The following is a 15,214-nucleotide window of genomic DNA, read 5'->3' on the forward strand; positions in this document are numbered from 1 at the left end:
CTCCCGCGCCGCCTCCCGCCCCTCGACCTGGATCGCCGGCCGGATCCGCAGCCCAGCCCGCTGCATCTCCTCCTCCAATGTTTGCCGCGTCACCGACCCCGGCTCACGCAGCACCAACGGCGTGTCGTCCAGGTCCGCCAGGCTGATCTGCCCCCGGCTGGCCCACGGATGGTTGTGCGAGACGAACGCCACCATCGGGTCGCGCCGCATCGGCACGCAAAACAACCGCTCGTCATCGACATCGCGCCCGAGCAGGGCCAGGTCCGCCTGGTAGCTGAACAGCCGGGCCAGCGACTCGTCGGTGTTGCCGGTCTCGATCTTCACCTGGATCCCCGGATACCGCTGGCAGAACCGGGCGATCTGCGGCAGCACGTGCACCGGCGCGTCCACCGCCAGGGTCAGGCTGCCGGTGTGCAGGGCGCGGGAGTCCTGCAGCAGCTCCACCGCTTCGGCCTCGCAGGCGAACAGGCGCTGGGTCACCCCCAGCAGGCGCTCGCCCAGGTCGGTGAGCTGCACCGAGCGCTTGTTGCGCTGAAACAGCAGCACGCCGAAGCGCTCCTCGAGCTTGCGCACCTGGTCGGACACCGCCGGCTGGGTCAAAAACAGCTTCTGTGCCGCACGGGTGAAGCTGCCCTGTTCGGCGACCGCATGGAAGGCCTTGAGTTGAGCATGGGAGACCGACATCGAACACTCCACTTAAAAGCTGGGCTTATTTGTGAAATACAATAAATCGATTTTATTTATCAGTCAGCAGCTGTTTCCATGTGTTTCAACCCGACCACGCTGCCACAAGCGGCGGCATGTCGGCCATGGCGGCACCACCGCCATCTGACCAGGTGACGTCCCTCCGTCACGCAGTGCGCAACACAACAACAAGACAGGCGTTTCTTCACATTCTGCCGGCACACTCAAGCAAGAGGTCAGAGTCAATGAATCAATCCCTGGGCGCCATCAAGCGTTGGCGCGTGCAGATCTTCGCGATCACCTGGCTGGCCTACGCCGCCTTCTACTTCACCCGCAAGGCCTTCTCGGTGGCCAAGCTCGGCATCGGCGAGGATCCGAATTTCATGCTCGACAAGGCCGCCATGGCCAACCTCGACGCGATCTACCTGGCCGCCTACGCCGTGGGCCAGTTCACCTGGGGCATGCTCGCCGACCGTTTCGGCCCCCGCGTGGTGGTGCTGGGCGGGCTGCTGATCTCGGCGGCGGCCGCGGTGGTGATGGGCAGCTACGCGACTTTCCCGATCTTCGCCACCTGCATGCTGATCCAGGGGCTGGCGCAGTCCACCGGCTGGGCGGGGCTGTGCAAGAACATCGGCAGTTTCTTCCCGGCCTCGCAGCGTGGACGGGTACTGGGGCTGTGGAGTTCGTGCTACGCCTTCGGCGGCCTGGTGGCCTCGCCGTTCGCCGGCTGGTGGGCCTACACCCTGGTCGGCACCTGGCATGCGGCGTTCTTCTCCAGCGCCGTGGTGGTGGCCGTGGTGGCGGCGCTGTTCTTCATCTTCCAGCGCAACAAGCCCGAGGACGTCGGCCTGCCGGCGGTGGAGCCCGAGCCGCAGAGCATGGCCCCGGGGGCCAACCTGTGCAGCGTGTGGGCACCGCTGCGCGAGATCCTGCGCAACCGCACGGTGCTGACCCTGGGCCTGGCCTACTTCATGCTCAAGCCTGCGCGCTACGCCATCCTGCTGTGGGGGCCGGTGATCGTCTTCGAGCAGATGCCGTCGGTGGGCAAGGTCGGCGCGGCGATCATCCCCACCGCCTTCGAACTGGCCGGGCTGCTCGGGCCGATTCTCATCGGCCTGGCCTCGGACAAGCTGTTCGGTGCCCGGCGCATGCCGGCATGCGTGATCAGCCTGGTGCTGCTGACCCTGACCCTGGCCGGCTTCATGGCGGCGATGCACAGCGGCAGCGTGCTGCTGGTGGTGGCCCTGCTGTTCGTCATGGGCCTGACCCTGTACGGCCCGGACTCGATGATCAGCGGCGCCGCTGCCATCGACTTCGGCACGGCCAAGGCCGGCGCCACCGCGGCCGGCTTCGTCAACGGCTGCGGCTCGGTGGGCGCGGTGCTCGGTGGCCTGCTGCCCGGTTACTTCGACAGCGTCACGGTGTTCATCGTCTTCGCCGGCACTGCGTTGTTCTCCGCCCTGGTGCTTTTGCCGCACTGGAACAGCCGCCCGGCGACCGCGGAGCAGGCCAATGACGTGGCCCCCAATACCAGCATGGCGATCAAGCCACTGCGTACATAAAGGAAAGCAAGTAGATGAGACCCTTCTGGCTGCAACAGGCCCTGGACCAGGAAGACGAGGCGCCGTGCCCGCCGCTTGCCGGCGACGTGCGCTGCGACGTGTGCATCGTCGGCGGTGGCTACACCGGCTTGTGGACCGCGCTGATGATCAAGGAACAGGCGCCGCAGCTGGAGGTGCTGCTGATCGAGGCGGACATCTGCGGCGCCGGGGCCAGCGGGCGCAACGGGGGTTGTGCGCTGTCCTGGTCGGCCAAGTATTTCACCCTCGAGCGATTGTTCGGGGTGGCCGAGGCGGTGCGCCTGGTGCGCGAGTCCGAGCGCAGCATCGGCGCCATCGGCGAGTTCTGCGCGGCCAACGGCATCCGCTGCGACTACCGCATGGACGGCACGCTCTACACTGCCACCAACCAGGCCCAGCTCGGTGGCACCGATGCGGTGATCGCCGCGCTGGAGCAGCAGGGCATCAACTCGTTCCAGCGTCTGGCGCTGGAGCAGGTGCAGCGTCTGGCCGGTTCCGAACGGCACCTGGAGGGCTGGTACTCGCCGGCCGCGGCCACGGTGCAGCCGGGACGGCTGGTGCGCGGTCTGCGCCAGGTGGCCTTGCAGCGCGGCGTGCGTATCCACGAGGGCACGGCGATGACCGGCCTGGAGCACGGCGCGCCGGTGCAGGTGCGCACCCGCGCCGGCACCGTTCGCGCCGACCGCGTGGTGCTGGGCCTCAATGCCTGGATGGCGCGGGCCTTCCCGCAGTTCGAGCGCAGCGTGGCGATCGTCTCCAGCGACATGGTGATCACCGAGCCGTGCCCCGAGCTGCTGGGCCGGATCGGCCTGGACAGCGGCGTCAGCGTGCTCGACTCGCGGATCTTCGTGCACTACTACCACAACACCTCCGATGGCCGGCTGATGCTCGGCAAGGGTGGCAATACCTTTGCTTATGGCGGGCGCATGCTGCCGGTGTTCGACCAGCCGTCGCCGTACCAGCCGCTGCTGCGCGAGAGTCTGGGCGAGTTCTTCCCGGCGCTGGCCGAGGTGCCGCTGGCGGCCAGTTGGAACGGGCCGTCGGACCGCTCGGTGACCGGGCTGCCGTTCTTCGGTCGGCTCGATGGGCAGGGCAATGTGTTTTATGGCTTCGGTTACTCCGGCAGCGGGGTGGGGCCGTGCCACATGGGCGGGCAGATCCTGTCGTCGCTGGCCTTGGGGCTGGACAACGCCTGGACCCGCTCGCCGCTGGTGAAGGGGCCGCTGGGGCAGTTCCCGCCGGAGCCGGTGCGCTACCTGGGATCGCTGCTGGTGCGCAATGCCATCCGCCGCAAGGAGCGCGCCGAGGACCGTGGCGTGCATCCGCGCCGGCTGGACGTGCGCCTGGCGAAGTTCGCGGCGGCGGCGGGGAAGGCGGACAAGGGCTGAAGCTGACGCGATTTCTTGTCGAACCCGGTGCGCAGGGCGTATAAACTCTCCCCACTTTAAGGCCGGTCGCTTCCTGAACCGGCCGCTGAAACAAAGAGAGTCGATATGGGCGCACAGTGGAAAGCCAAACATAGAGAAACAGCGGCCAATGCCAAAGGCAAGATCATGGGCAAGCTGGCCAAGGAGATCCAGATCGCTGCCAAGTCCGGTGCAGACCCGGACATGAACCCGCGCCTGCGCCTGGCCATCGTCCAGGCCAAGAAAGCCTCGATGACCCGAGAGACCCTGGAGCGCGCTATCAAGAAAGGCGCAGGCCTGGACGGTGAGGCCGTGCAGTACCATGCCGTCAGCTACGAAGGCTTCGCCCCGCACCAGGTGCCGCTGATCGTCGAGTGCCTGACCGACAACATCAACCGTACCGTGGCCCAGATCCGCGTGCTGTTCCGCAAGGGCCAGCTGGGCGCCAGCGGTTCGGTGGCCTGGGACTTCAACCATGTCGGCCTGATCGAGGCCACCCCGGAAGGCGACGCCGATCCGGAAATGGCGGCCATCGAAGCCGGTGCCCAGGACTTCGAGGACGGCGAGGAAGAGGGTTCGACCCTGTTCATCACCGACACCACCGACCTGGACGCTGTGCAGAAGGCTCTGCCGGAGCAGGGCTTCACCGTTACTTCGGCGAAGATCGGCTACACCCCGAAAAATCCGGTGAGCGCCGCCAGCCTGAGCGCCGAAGCCCTGGCCGAGGTCGAGGCCTTCCTCGAGGCGATCGACGAGAACGAAGACGTGCAGAACGTCTATGTCGGCCTGACCGACTGAGCCGAGCGTCATCCTCGCGGGGCAACCCCACTCCCAGCGCGTTCTGTGGGAGCGGGCTTGCCCCGCGATCATTTCCGGACCTGTGCCATGCACCCCACCTTCGCCTCCCTCAGCCTCGCCCACCTGCGCACCCTCGACTGCCTCCTGCAGCTGAAGAACCTCAGCCACGCCGCCGAGCGCCTGGGCTGCAGCCAATCGGCCCTGAGCCGCCAACTGGCCAGCCTGCGCGAGGCCTTCGACGACCCGCTGCTGGTGCGCCAGGGCCGTGGCTATGTGCTCAGCGAGCACGCCGAGGCGCTGGTCGAGCCGTTGCGCCAGGTGCTGGAGGAGCTCAATGCATTGCGCCAGCCTGCGGCGTTCGACCCGGCGCGCTGCGAGCGGCGCTTCTGCCTGGCAGCCTCCGACTATGTGGCTGAGCACATGCTGCCGCAGCTGGTGAAGGCGCTGGAGCAGGAGGCGCCGGGGGTGTCGCTGGAGTACCGCACCTGGCAGGCCGGGCAGTACGCCTTGCTCGCCAGCGGCGAGATCGACTTGGCCACCACGCTGTTCGACGAATCGCCGCCCAACCTGCACGGTCGGCTGCTGGGCGAGGACCGGGCGGTGTGCCTGATGCGCCATGACCATCCGCTGAGCGCCCGTGCCGAGCTGAGCCAGGACGACTACCTGGCCTTCAAGCACGTGCGGGTGTCCGGGGGCGGCGACAAGGACAGCTTCATCGACCGTCACCTGCGCGCCCAGGGGCTGCAGCGGCGCATCAGCTTGGAGGTGCCGTTCTTCAGCGCCATGGTCCAGGTGCTTGGCAATGGCCAGGCGCTGGCCACGGTGCCCGAGCACATCGCTCGGCAACTGGCACGGCTGCACGGCCTGAGCTGGCGGCCGATGGGCTTCATCGACCACACCCAGCGCTACTGGGTGGTGTGGCACCAGCGCCTGCAGGCCTCGGCCGAGCACCGCTGGCTGCGCAACCGGGTGTTCGAGGTGTGGCGCCAGTCGCAGTTTGGCGTGCAAGGTGGGCATGCGCCTTCGCCATAGCAGCTATGCGCGAAGCGGGGTTATTCGCAGGCCGGCAGGCGCCTAGACTGCGGGCATTGTGTTGCCAGTGCCGGCCCTTTCGCGGGGCAAGCCCGCTCCTACAGGATTGCGCGGTCCCTGTAGGAGCGGGCTTGCCCCGTGAAAGGGCCGGCACTGGCAGCGGACACCTCTCAGGAGAACGCGCATGACCCCAGAAGAGTTTCGCCAGTACGGCCACCAACTGATCGACCTGATCGCCGACTACCGCCAGACCGTCGGCGAGCGTCCGGTCATGGCCCAGGTCCAGCCGGGCTATCTCAAGGCTGCATTGCCCCAGGGCGCGCCACAGCAGGGTGAGCCGTTCGAAGCCATCCTCGCCGACGTCGACAAGCTGGTGATGCCCGGCCTGTCCCACTGGCAGCACCCGGACTTCTACGGCTACTTCCCCTCCAATGGCACGCTGTCGTCGGTGCTCGGCGACTTCCTCAGCACCGGCCTGGGCGTGCTCGGCCTGTCGTGGCAGTCCAGCCCGGCCCTGAGCGAGCTGGAGGAAACCACCCTCGACTGGCTGCGCCAGCTGCTGGGCCTGAGCGAGCAGTGGAGTGGGGTGATCCAGGACACCGCCTCGACCAGCACCCTGGTGGCGCTGATCAGCGCCCGCGAGCGCGCCACCGACCACGCCCAGGTGCACGGCGGCTTGCAGGCCCAGGCCAAACCGTTGATCGTCTATGTCAGCGCCCACGCCCACAGCTCGGTGGACAAGGCCGCGCTGCTGGCCGGTTTCGGCCGCGACAACATCCGCCTGATCCCCACCGACGCCCGCTACGCCATGCGTCCTGAAGCGCTGCGCGACGCCATCGAACAGGACCTGGCCGCCGGCAACCAGCCCTGCGCCGTGGTCGCCACCACCGGCACCACCACCACCACTGCGCTGGACCCGCTGCGCCCGATCGGCGAGATCGCCCAGGCCAACCAGCTGTGGCTGCACGTGGACTCGGCCATGGCCGGCTCGGCGATGATTCTTCCGGAGTGCCGCTGGATGTGGGACGGCATCGAGCTGGCCGATTCGGTGGTGGTCAACGCCCACAAATGGCTGGGCGTGGCCTTCGACTGCTCGATCTACTACGTGCGCGATCCACAACACCTGATCCGGGTGATGAGCACCAACCCCAGCTACCTGCAGTCGGCGGTCGATGGCGAGGTGAAGAACCTGCGCGATTGGGGCATCCCGCTGGGGCGTCGGTTCCGGGCGCTGAAGCTGTGGTTCATGCTGCGCAGCGAAGGGGTCGAGGCCCTGCAGCAACGCCTGCGCCGCGACCTTGAGAACGCGCAGTGGCTGGCCGGGCAGGTCGAGGCGGCGCCGCAGTGGGAGGTACTGGCGCCGGTCCAGTTGCAGACCCTGTGCATCCGCCATCGCCCGGCGGGCCTCGAGGGCGAGGCGCTGGATGCCCACACCCGGGCGTGGGCCGAGCGCCTCAACACCTCGGGCGATGCCTACGTGACCCCGGCGACCCTCGACGGGCGCTGGATGGTGCGGGTGTCGGTGGGGGCGCTGCCGACCGAGCGTGAACATGTGCAGCAGCTGTGGGCGCGCCTGCAGGCGGTGGTGGCGGAGTAAGCCCCGCTCAGGCCAGCAGGTCTTCGTGGAAGGCGCCGTAGGCCAGTTCGGGATGCGCGATCTGGATCTCGAGGATCCACAACCCGGCGCCGGGCTGCCCGTCGAAATCCCCCAGGTCACCGGCGCGGTAGATGGCGTGGGGGAAGTCGCTGACGCGGTGTCCCTTGATGTCCATGTTCAGCTTCCAGCCCAGCTGGCAGGCCCGCTCGGCGGCGAAGTGATAGAGCTCGACGCCGCTGACCCCCTGGCCGCGCCACTGGGCCTGTACCTCATCGAACAGGGTGCGGGCCGCCGCGGCGCAGGCGGCCATCTGCGGGTCGTTACCGCTGACGAAAGTGGTGCCGGCATCGCCCTCGTGGCCTTGCCAGACCACGCCCATGTCGATGAAGAAGATGTCGTTGTCGTCCAGCACGGGGTCGCCATCGGAGCGCTGCTTGAAGGTTTTCAGCGTATTGCTGCCGAAGCGGATGTGGGTGGGGTGCCAGATGCGTTGCATGCCCAGCTCGACCAGCACCTGCTGGCCCAGCTCCCGGGCCTGGGACTCGCGCATTCCGGGGCGGATGCCTTGGGCAATCCGCTCCACGGCCTCCCAGGTCATGCGCTGGGCGTGTTTCATCAGTTCCAGCTGGTAGGGGGCGCCTACGGCTTCCTTGGCGGCGTTGACCGGGGTCATGTCGGTACTCCTTGTCTTGTCGATAGGCTAATCGTTGTATTTATAGTGATATAGCGATCAGGCGGTCCTGCCCAGTGGCCACGATGCCGGGCGCAGGCTGCGCAGCAGCAGGTCGGCCTGGGCCTGGGTGGAGGCGCGGGTGGGCCTGGTCTGCCCCGAGCTGCCGGGTGCCGTGCCGAAGCGGAAGGTCGCCAGCGACGTGGACCAGAGGAACAGTAGCAGATGCTCCGGCGCGGTCCGCACGATCAGCCCGCGGTCCATCCATTGCGCCAGGCAGGCCAGGGTCTGCCGGGCACTCTGGCGCAACAGCTCGGCGCGCTCGCCCGGCAGTTGCCGGGCGCCGTGCAGCATTTCCTTGAGCCAGACCCGCACGGCGCCGGGATGGCGCCGCGCCACCTCGGCCTTGGCCTTGAAGTAGCGGGGCAGGGCCTGCTCGGGATGGGCGTCCGGCGCCAGGCTGCGCGCGGCGCGCAGCAGCGGCTCCATCACCAGGTCGAGCACGGCCGCGTAGAGCAGGCGTTTGTTGCGAAAGTAATAGAACACGTTGGCCCGGGGCAGGCCGGCGCGGGCGGCGATGTCATCGACTCGGGCGGCGGCGAAACCGTGGTGGGCGAACTCTTCGCTGGCGGCAGCGAGGATCAGTTGCAGGTTGCGGTCACGGATACTGGGCATGGCAAACACGTACTTCTGAATCGATATGTTCAAAAGTATATAGCGATAGCGTGTTCGCCGACAGCCGCGCAGATTCAGCTATGCCATCTGAATCAGCAGGCCGCTCGCCAGGCGCGGATCTGTTCCAGCGTGGCGGTGGCGCCGCCGCAGACGATCACCAGCACATTGTCGTAGGCGGCCACGGCCTCGGTGCGTTCGAGCAGCGCCAGCGCGGCGCCGCAGGCCGGCTCCACCAGCAGGCGATGATCGCGCAGCAGCCGCTCGCAGGCGTCGAGGGCTTCGCGGTCACTGACCAGGTGGCTGAGCACCGAATGCTGGTGGGTACAGGCCAGCGCCTGCTCCGCGACCCGCTTGGCGCCCAGCGAGGTGGCCACCGAAGCGATACGCGGCAGTTCCACGGTATGCCCGGCAGCCATGGCGGCGTGCAGCGATGCCGCGCCGTCGGTCTCCACCGCCAGCACCGGTACGTCGTGCCAGCTGTTGCGCTGCAAGCCCTCGACCACGCCGCGGAGCAGGCCGCCGCCGCCGACCGAAAGCACCACCGCGTCAGGCTTGAAGCCAGCGGCGGCGACCTCGTCGATCATGCTGGCGTGGCCGGTCCACAACAGCGGATCGTCGAACGGGTGGATGAAGGCGTCGTCCGCGCCGACCAGGGTCTGGGCGTGCTCATTGGCTTCCTGCCAGGAACTGCCGCGCACGACCACGCTGGCGTCTTCCAGGCGCAGCAGTTCCCTGGCCCGTTCAGTGGTGGTCTCGGGCACCACCACGGTCACCGGCACACCGAGCTTGCGGCCGGCATAGGCCACCGCCAGGCCGGCGTTGCCGCCGGACGACGAGACGAAATGCCGGGCACCGCGGGCATGGTGGACCTCGCAGGCATGGCCGACGCCGCGCAGCTTGAACGAGCCGCATGGTTGCAGGGCTTCGAGCTTGAGCCACACCGGGCGGCCGGCGCTCAGGGACAGCGGGCGGGATTCGATCAGCGGGGTAGGAATGTGCAGCGGCATGATGGGCTCCGGGGTTCAGTCGCGGGCAGCCGTGGCGGACTCGCCGCGCAGCTGCTCCAGGTAGTTGTAGACGGTGTAGCGAGTCACGCCGAGGGCTTCGGCGGCTTTCTCCACGCCACCCTTGACGATGAACAGGCCGCGCTCCTGCATGGTGCGCACGGCTTGGACCTTGGCCTGCTTGTTCATCCGCCCCTGGCCGCTGCGTTGCAGTGCATCCTGGATGATCCCGGCCATCAGCGCGGTCATGTCGGCCGCCTCGTCGGCCGGCGCCGGTGTCGCGCCCAGTGGCTGGAAGTGCTGGAGAAAGGCCATGGCGGCCTCCAGGCCGGTGACGTCGGTGTTCACGCACAGGCTGGCGAAGGGCAGGCCGTCGCGATCACGGAATATCGCCGTGGCGCTGCGCAGGCTGCGACCCTTGAGGGTGGTGGGGTAGTCGGGCAGCACCACCGGCGCGCAGCCCTGCTGGTCGGCCGAGGCCTGCATCAACGCCTTGAAGCCCTGGTCCTGCTCGGGGGCGGCGAGAATCGGGCTGCCGACCCGGCGGCCAGAGAGATGGCCGTTGACAATTGCCACCACCGAGCGCTCCGGGTGCTCGAGGTCGTGCAGGAGGATCTCGACGTTGCGTGGGACGACACTGCCCAGGGCCTGCAGGGTGGCCTGGAGGACGGTCAGGGTGAGCTGGCGTTCTTGGGAAGGCATCATGGTGGCATCGTATTATCAACAGTTAGTTGATTTTTACATGCCTTGTTGAAAAATTCTACTGGATAGAAAACATCGCGGGGCAAGCCAGCTCCCACGCAATTGTGCGTTTGGGAGCGGGCTTGCCCCGCGATGTCTATCGATCAGCCCAGCTTTGGCGTGCGCGGCGGGATCATGCGGCGCGAGCCGGTCGACTCGAAGGCAGCAGCGAATTTCAACAGATTGTTGTCACTGTACGCTTTGCCGGCGAAGGTCAGCCCCACCGGCATGCCGATATCGGCCATCACGCCCATCGGCACGGTCACGGTTGGCACGCCCAGATGACGGATCGCCAGGTTGCCGTTGGCCACCCAGATGCCGTTGCTCCAGGCGATGTCCGCCGACGCGGGGTTCACATCGGCGTCGGCAGGGCCGACGTCGGCCACGGTGGGAAACAGCACCGCGTCCAGGCCCTGGGCGTCCATCCAGTCTTCCAGGTCGAGCTTGCGGGTGGCTTCCAGGCCACGCAGGCCATCGGGCACGCTGGCGATCTGGTCCCAGGTCTTCAGGCCGCGCTTGGCCATGTTGACGTATTCGTCCATGCCGGCGGCCAGGTCGTCCTCACGGTTGGGCAGGGTGCCCGGGTCGTGGGGGAAGATCTGCGGGCCGTCGACATCGGCCAGGCGGTTGAGCCTGGGATCGTCGTTGGCGCGCAGGAAGTCGTCGAAGGCCCAGCCGGACAGCTCCCACAGTTCGTCATGGAGGAATTCCTTGCTGACGATGCCGCGGGTGAACACGGTCGGCGCGCCCGGGCGATCGCCCTCGCAGTTGGACACCAGCGGGAAGTCGGTCTCGACCACTTCGGCGCCGGCCGCTTCCAGCGCCTGGCGGGCCTGCTGCCACAGCTCGATGACGCTGGCGCGGGTGTTGATGCGCTGGCCGGTCGGGCCGCCGATGCCGGGTTTTTCCGAGGTGCCTGCGTCGGGGTCGGCGTTGATGTACATGCGTGGCACGGCGAAGCGCTTGCCCTTGAGCGACTCGGCTCCCACGGCCAGGTCCAGGTAGGACGATGGACGCACGCTCGAGGCAGCCGGGATCGGCACCCACGGCTGCAGGCGCCACAGGTCGCCGCGGCTGTCGGCGTCGTCGGCCACCACCACGTCGAGGATTTCCAGCAGGTCGGCCATGGTCCGGGCATAGGGCACGACCACGTCCATGGTCGGTGTCAGCGGCCAGTTGCCGCGCACCGAGATCACCCCGCGCGACGGCGTGTAGGCGCACAGGCCGTTGTTCGAGGCCGGGCCTCGGCCGCTGGACCAGGTTTCCTCGGCCAGGCCGAAGGCGCTGTAGCTGGCGGCGGTGGCGGTACCGGCGCCGTTGGACGAGCCGGAGGCGAAGGGCGCGGTCAGGTAGGCGGCGTTGTACGGGCTCTCGGCACGGCCATAGACGCCGCGCTGCATGCCGCCGTTGGCCATGGGCGGCATGTTGGTCTTGCCCAGGCAGATGGCGCCGCCGGCGCGCAGGCGCTCGACGGTGAAGGCGTCGCGCTGGGCGACCAGGTCCTTGAACGCCGGGCTACCGGAGGCGGCGGTCAGGCCTTTGACCAGGTAGCTGTCCTTGGCGGTGTAGGGAATGCCGTCCAGCGGGCCGAGGGTCTGGCCGCGGGCGCGGCGGGCGTCGGAGGCTTCGGCCTCCTTGAGCGCTTCAGGGTTGCGCACGACCACGGCATTGAGTGCGGTGGCAGTGTCCTTGCCATCGTAGGCGTCGATGCGCGCCAGGTAGGCCTTGACCAGCTCGACGGCGGTCGTGCGGCCGGACTCGAGTGCGTCGCGCAGCTCGGCAATGGAAACCTCGGTTACCTCGATCATGCTGTCACCACAGTTGTGCAGGTGGAAAATCATGGCGGCGAGTGTAGCAAGAAGGTCCCGATGGGCGCAGGCATGCAGCGGGGAAATGGTTGGTTGCAGCCAGGCAATCGAACGGCGGGGCGGTGTGCGCAGTTGCCTATGCCCCTCAAGGCATAGACAACATGGATGAGGTGAGCGCGTCGCTATGTGTGGGGTGACAGGGTCACTCCAGGTCGCTGGCCGCATGGCGCTCCGCCACCTGGCTGGCTTCCTCGCCCCAGGTGCGGTTGACGCGGGTGCCGCGCTGTACCGCCGGGCGCTGGGCAATGGCCTTGGCCCAGCGCAGCACATGCGTGTACTCGTGTACCGCGAGGAACTCGGCGGCGCCGTACAGGTTGCCCCGCACCAGCTGGCCGTACCAGGGCCACACGGCGATGTCGGCGATGCTGTACGCGTCACCACCCAGGTAGGCGCTTTCGGCCAGGCGACGGTCGAGCACGTCGAGCTGGCGCTTGGCTTCCATGGTGAAGCGGTTGATGGCGTATTCGAACTTTTCCGGCGCGTAGACGTAGAAGTGGCCGAAACCACCGCCCAGGTACGGGGCCGAGCCCATCTGCCAGAAGAGCCAGTTGAGGGTCTCGGTGCGTGCGGCCAGGTCCTTGGGCAGGAAGGCGCCGAACTTTTCCGCCAGGTACAGCAGGATCGAACCGGACTCGAACACCCGCACCGCGGGTTCGACGCTGCGGTCGAGCAGGGCGGGGATCTTCGAGTTGGGATTGACCTGCACGAAGCCGCTGCCGAACTGGTCGCCCTCGCCAATGCGGATCAGCCAGGCGTCGTATTCGGCATCGCTGTGGCCGAGGGCCAGCAGTTCTTCCAGGAGGATGGTGACCTTGACGCCGTTGGGCGTGGCCAGTGAGTACAGCTGCAGCGGGTGCTTGCCGGTGGGCAGCGGCTTGTCGTGGGTGGGGCCGGCCACCGGACGGTTGATGCTGGCGAACTGGCCGCCGGAGGGCGCCTCGAAGGTCCAGACCTTGGGCGGAACGTAGGGCTTGCTCATGGGGAATCTCCAGGATGGCGCTATGCAGGTGGACTGCTTTCTATGCCATGGATTCGCCAATAGTCACAAGCGCGACATGCTCTGTGTAGGAGCGGCCTTGTGCCGCGAAAGGGGCGCGAAGCGGCCCCGGGGTTTCAGCGTTGATGCATCAATCGCCGGGGCTGCCATGCAGCCCTTTCGCGGCACAAGGCCGCTCCTACACGGTCCGTGCAGGGGCTGCGGGCTGGGGCTCGGGCTTTTTCACAGGCTTGAGCCGCGACACCCCGAACAGCACCAGGACCAACCCGGCCACCTGGTACAGCGAAACCGCCTCGCTGAGGATCAGCCACGACGCCAGCATGGTCAGCACCGGCCCCAGGTTGCCCACCGCCGCCGTGTGCGTGGGGCCCATGCGCTGGATCGCCAGGGCCACCCAGTAGATCGGCAGCACCGTGGAGAACAGCGCCATCAGCGCCGCGTTGAGCCACACCGCGCTCGGCAGTTGCAGCAACGGTGCGACATCCGCCACCAGCAGGTAGTGGGCCAGCACCATCAGCGACGAGGCGCTGCCGCACAGGCCGGCCAGGCGCATCGAGTTCATGCGCTTGAGCATCATCCCGGTGCCGGAGTAATACAGGGCATAGGTCACCGCGCTGGCGAACACCCACAGCGAGCCGACCAGCACCTGGTTGCCGGCGCCCGCGCTGCCGATGTCATGCACGAAGGCAATGCCCAGCCCCAGGTAGCACAGGCCCATGGCCGCCAGCGTGCGCAGGGTGGGGCGTTCGCGTTGGACGACGGCCTGGATCACCAGCACCAGGGTCGGGTAGGTGAACAGGATCAGGCGCTCGAGGCCGGCGCTGATGTACTGCAGCCCATAGAAGTCGAACAGGCTGGCCAGGTAGTAGCCGAACAGGCCAAGCAGGGCCACCCGCAGGCCATCGCCGGCGCTCAGCGGCGCGCCGCCTTGGCCGCGGCTGGCCCACACCAGCCAGGCGAACAGCGGCAACGACAAGGCCATGCGCAGCGCCAGCAGGCTAATGGCGTCTACCGGGCCTGCGGCATAGGCGAGCTTGACGAAGATGGCCTTGAAGCTGAAACCCAAGGCCGCGAGCACGGCATACAGGCTGCCGTTGGCAAGGGCGCGGCGGAGGGGGGCGGGCAGGCGGGTCATGACAGGTCCGTGACGGCAAAGGGGTGTGGCTTATTCTGCGCAGAACGCAGGCAGGCTAGAATCGCTTTTTCTCGAACATGGCGTTCTGATTTGGAGAAACCTCGATGCACTTTGATCTCGCGGATCTGCGCCTGCTCGCGGCCATCGCCGCGACCGGAAGCCTGAGCAAGGCGGCGGCGACCTTTCCGGTGGCGGTGTCGGCCGCCAGCACCCGGTTGCGTCTGTTCGAGGCGCGCTGTGGCTTGACCCTGTTCCTGCGCAAGGCCGACGGTATGCAGCTGACGCCCGCCGGACGCCTGGTGCTGGAGTCGGCGCGCGGCGTGCTGGGCGAGGCGCAGAAGCTGCACGACACCCTCATTGAGCTGGCCGGCCAGCGGCGCATCACCCTGCACCTGGCGGCCTCCACGGTGACCAACAGCACCTTGCTGCCGGCGGTACTCGGGCCGTTCCTGGCCGACTATCCGGAGGTGGACCTGCAGTTGGTCGAGCACAAGAGCATCGATGTGCTGCGGGTGGTGCTGGCCGGGGAGTGCGAGATTGGCGTGTATGACGGCAACCTGGTCAACGATGGCCTGGTGTCGCTGCCGTTTCGCACCGAACGCCTGGTGTTGCTGGTGCCGGTCGATCACCCGTTGGCCGGGCGTGGCCAGCTGCGTCTCGCGGATGCCCTGGGTTTTCCCTTCGTCTGCCTGCCGGCCGAGCGCGCCATGCAGCGTTTTGTCGAGGAACTGGCGATGAACCTGGCCATGCCGCTGAAGGTGCGGGTGCGTGCTCCCAGCTTCGAAGCCATCGCCCAACTGGTGGCCCAGCACGCCGGCATCGCCATGCTGCCCGAGACCGCCGCGGTGCGCGCCGAGCAGGAACTGGCGGTGCGCCGGGTGGCTTTGGAGGAGCGCTGGGCGACCCTGGAACTGCGCATCTGCTTCCGTGGTTGGGAGACGCTCAGCTCCCATGGGCGACAGCTGGTGAGCTTCCTTTCCGGGCAATAGCGCGAGCGAATGGGTTGCTCGTCAGAATGCCATCATTT

Annotated in this window: 14 protein-coding genes; 6 read left to right on the top strand and 8 right to left on the bottom strand. The window is 67.7% G+C overall.

The window, feature by feature from the left end; genetic code table 11:
• Positions 1 to 684 (bottom strand): LysR substrate-binding domain-containing protein (locus DMX06_RS21160; protein ID WP_110739197.1); only part of this gene is annotated, 684 nt, incomplete at its 3' end.
• A 245-nt stretch (positions 685 to 929) separates the two neighbouring features.
• On the opposite strand from DMX06_RS21160, the gene DMX06_RS21165 reads away from it, so the two are divergent.
• The 5 genes from DMX06_RS21165 to DMX06_RS21185 all read left to right on the top strand — a co-directional run bounded on the left by DMX06_RS21165 (position 930) and on the right by DMX06_RS21185 (position 7,097).
• Positions 930 to 2,246, top strand: a complete 1,317-nt coding sequence (locus tag DMX06_RS21165) for an MFS transporter (protein ID WP_110739198.1) — start codon at positions 930 to 932, stop codon at positions 2,244 to 2,246.
• A 14-nt stretch (positions 2,247 to 2,260) separates the two neighbouring features.
• A complete protein-coding gene (locus DMX06_RS21170; RefSeq protein ID WP_110739199.1) occupies positions 2,261 to 3,652 on the top strand; it encodes an FAD-dependent oxidoreductase in 1,392 nt (463 codons plus the stop codon).
• Positions 3,653 to 3,757: 105 nt separating this feature from the next.
• A complete protein-coding gene (locus DMX06_RS21175; RefSeq protein ID WP_110739200.1) occupies positions 3,758 to 4,468 on the top strand; it encodes a YebC/PmpR family DNA-binding transcriptional regulator in 711 nt (236 codons plus the stop codon).
• A gap of 87 nt (positions 4,469 to 4,555) precedes the next feature.
• Positions 4,556 to 5,500 (top strand): LysR family transcriptional regulator, encoded by a 945-nt coding sequence (locus tag DMX06_RS21180; protein ID WP_110739201.1) that lies wholly within the window; start codon positions 4,556 to 4,558, stop codon positions 5,498 to 5,500.
• A gap of 184 nt (positions 5,501 to 5,684) precedes the next feature.
• Entirely contained in the window at positions 5,685 to 7,097 is a 1,413-nt protein-coding gene (locus DMX06_RS21185; RefSeq protein ID WP_110739202.1) for a DOPA decarboxylase, read from the top strand.
• 7 nt (positions 7,098 to 7,104) lie between these two features.
• Here DMX06_RS21185 and DMX06_RS21190 read toward each other — a convergent pair whose 3' ends face one another.
• The 7 genes from DMX06_RS21190 to DMX06_RS21220 all read right to left on the bottom strand — a co-directional run bounded on the left by DMX06_RS21190 (position 7,105) and on the right by DMX06_RS21220 (position 14,187).
• Positions 7,105 to 7,770, bottom strand: a complete 666-nt coding sequence (locus DMX06_RS21190) for a M24 family metallopeptidase (RefSeq protein WP_110739203.1) — start codon at positions 7,768 to 7,770, stop codon at positions 7,105 to 7,107.
• A 57-nt stretch (positions 7,771 to 7,827) separates the two neighbouring features.
• A complete protein-coding gene (locus DMX06_RS21195; protein WP_110739204.1) occupies positions 7,828 to 8,442 on the bottom strand; it encodes a TetR family transcriptional regulator C-terminal domain-containing protein in 615 nt (204 codons plus the stop codon).
• A gap of 92 nt (positions 8,443 to 8,534) precedes the next feature.
• Positions 8,535 to 9,449, bottom strand: a complete 915-nt coding sequence (locus DMX06_RS21200; protein ID WP_110739205.1) for a pyridoxal-phosphate dependent enzyme — start codon at positions 9,447 to 9,449, stop codon at positions 8,535 to 8,537.
• Between the two features lie 15 nt (positions 9,450 to 9,464).
• Positions 9,465 to 10,151, bottom strand: a complete 687-nt coding sequence (locus tag DMX06_RS21205) for a helix-turn-helix transcriptional regulator (RefSeq protein ID WP_110739206.1) — start codon at positions 10,149 to 10,151, stop codon at positions 9,465 to 9,467.
• Positions 10,152 to 10,291: 140 nt separating this feature from the next.
• Positions 10,292 to 11,995 (bottom strand): amidase, encoded by a 1,704-nt coding sequence (locus DMX06_RS21210; protein WP_110739232.1) that lies wholly within the window; start codon positions 11,993 to 11,995, stop codon positions 10,292 to 10,294.
• Positions 11,996 to 12,197: 202 nt separating this feature from the next.
• On the bottom strand, positions 12,198 to 13,034 hold the full coding sequence (gene yghU / locus DMX06_RS21215; RefSeq protein WP_110739207.1) for a glutathione-dependent disulfide-bond oxidoreductase: 837 nt from the start codon (positions 13,032 to 13,034) through the stop codon (positions 12,198 to 12,200).
• A 196-nt stretch (positions 13,035 to 13,230) separates the two neighbouring features.
• A complete protein-coding gene (locus DMX06_RS21220; protein WP_110739208.1) occupies positions 13,231 to 14,187 on the bottom strand; it encodes a DMT family transporter in 957 nt (318 codons plus the stop codon).
• Positions 14,188 to 14,291: 104 nt separating this feature from the next.
• Here DMX06_RS21220 and DMX06_RS21225 point away from each other — a divergent pair, with 104 nt between their 5' ends.
• A complete protein-coding gene (locus tag DMX06_RS21225; RefSeq protein ID WP_110739209.1) occupies positions 14,292 to 15,176 on the top strand; it encodes a LysR substrate-binding domain-containing protein in 885 nt (294 codons plus the stop codon).
• Positions 15,177 to 15,214: the final 38 nt, after the last annotated feature.

This window comes from Pseudomonas mosselii (assembly GCF_003205295.1).
Taxonomy (GTDB): Bacteria; Pseudomonadota; Gammaproteobacteria; order Pseudomonadales; family Pseudomonadaceae; genus Aquipseudomonas; species Aquipseudomonas mosselii_B.

Coding starts and splice junctions, on each gene's coding strand:
- DMX06_RS21165 (WP_110739198.1), top strand. CDS start 930: ATGAATCAATCCCTGGGCGCCATCAAGCGTTGGCGCGTGCAGATCTTC.
- DMX06_RS21170 (WP_110739199.1), top strand. CDS start 2,261: ATGAGACCCTTCTGGCTGCAACAGGCCCTGGACCAGGAAGACGAGGCG.
- DMX06_RS21175 (WP_110739200.1), top strand. CDS start 3,758: ATGGGCGCACAGTGGAAAGCCAAACATAGAGAAACAGCGGCCAATGCC.
- DMX06_RS21180 (WP_110739201.1), top strand. CDS start 4,556: ATGCACCCCACCTTCGCCTCCCTCAGCCTCGCCCACCTGCGCACCCTC.
- DMX06_RS21185 (WP_110739202.1), top strand. CDS start 5,685: ATGACCCCAGAAGAGTTTCGCCAGTACGGCCACCAACTGATCGACCTG.
- DMX06_RS21190 (WP_110739203.1), bottom strand. CDS start 7,770: ATGACCCCGGTCAACGCCGCCAAGGAAGCCGTAGGCGCCCCCTACCAG.
- DMX06_RS21195 (WP_110739204.1), bottom strand. CDS start 8,442: ATGCCCAGTATCCGTGACCGCAACCTGCAACTGATCCTCGCTGCCGCC.
- DMX06_RS21200 (WP_110739205.1), bottom strand. CDS start 9,449: ATGCCGCTGCACATTCCTACCCCGCTGATCGAATCCCGCCCGCTGTCC.
- DMX06_RS21205 (WP_110739206.1), bottom strand. CDS start 10,151: ATGATGCCTTCCCAAGAACGCCAGCTCACCCTGACCGTCCTCCAGGCC.
- DMX06_RS21210 (WP_110739232.1), bottom strand. CDS start 11,995: ATGATCGAGGTAACCGAGGTTTCCATTGCCGAGCTGCGCGACGCACTC.
- yghU (WP_110739207.1), bottom strand. CDS start 13,034: ATGAGCAAGCCCTACGTTCCGCCCAAGGTCTGGACCTTCGAGGCGCCC.
- DMX06_RS21220 (WP_110739208.1), bottom strand. CDS start 14,187: ATGACCCGCCTGCCCGCCCCCCTCCGCCGCGCCCTTGCCAACGGCAGC.
- DMX06_RS21225 (WP_110739209.1), top strand. CDS start 14,292: ATGCACTTTGATCTCGCGGATCTGCGCCTGCTCGCGGCCATCGCCGCG.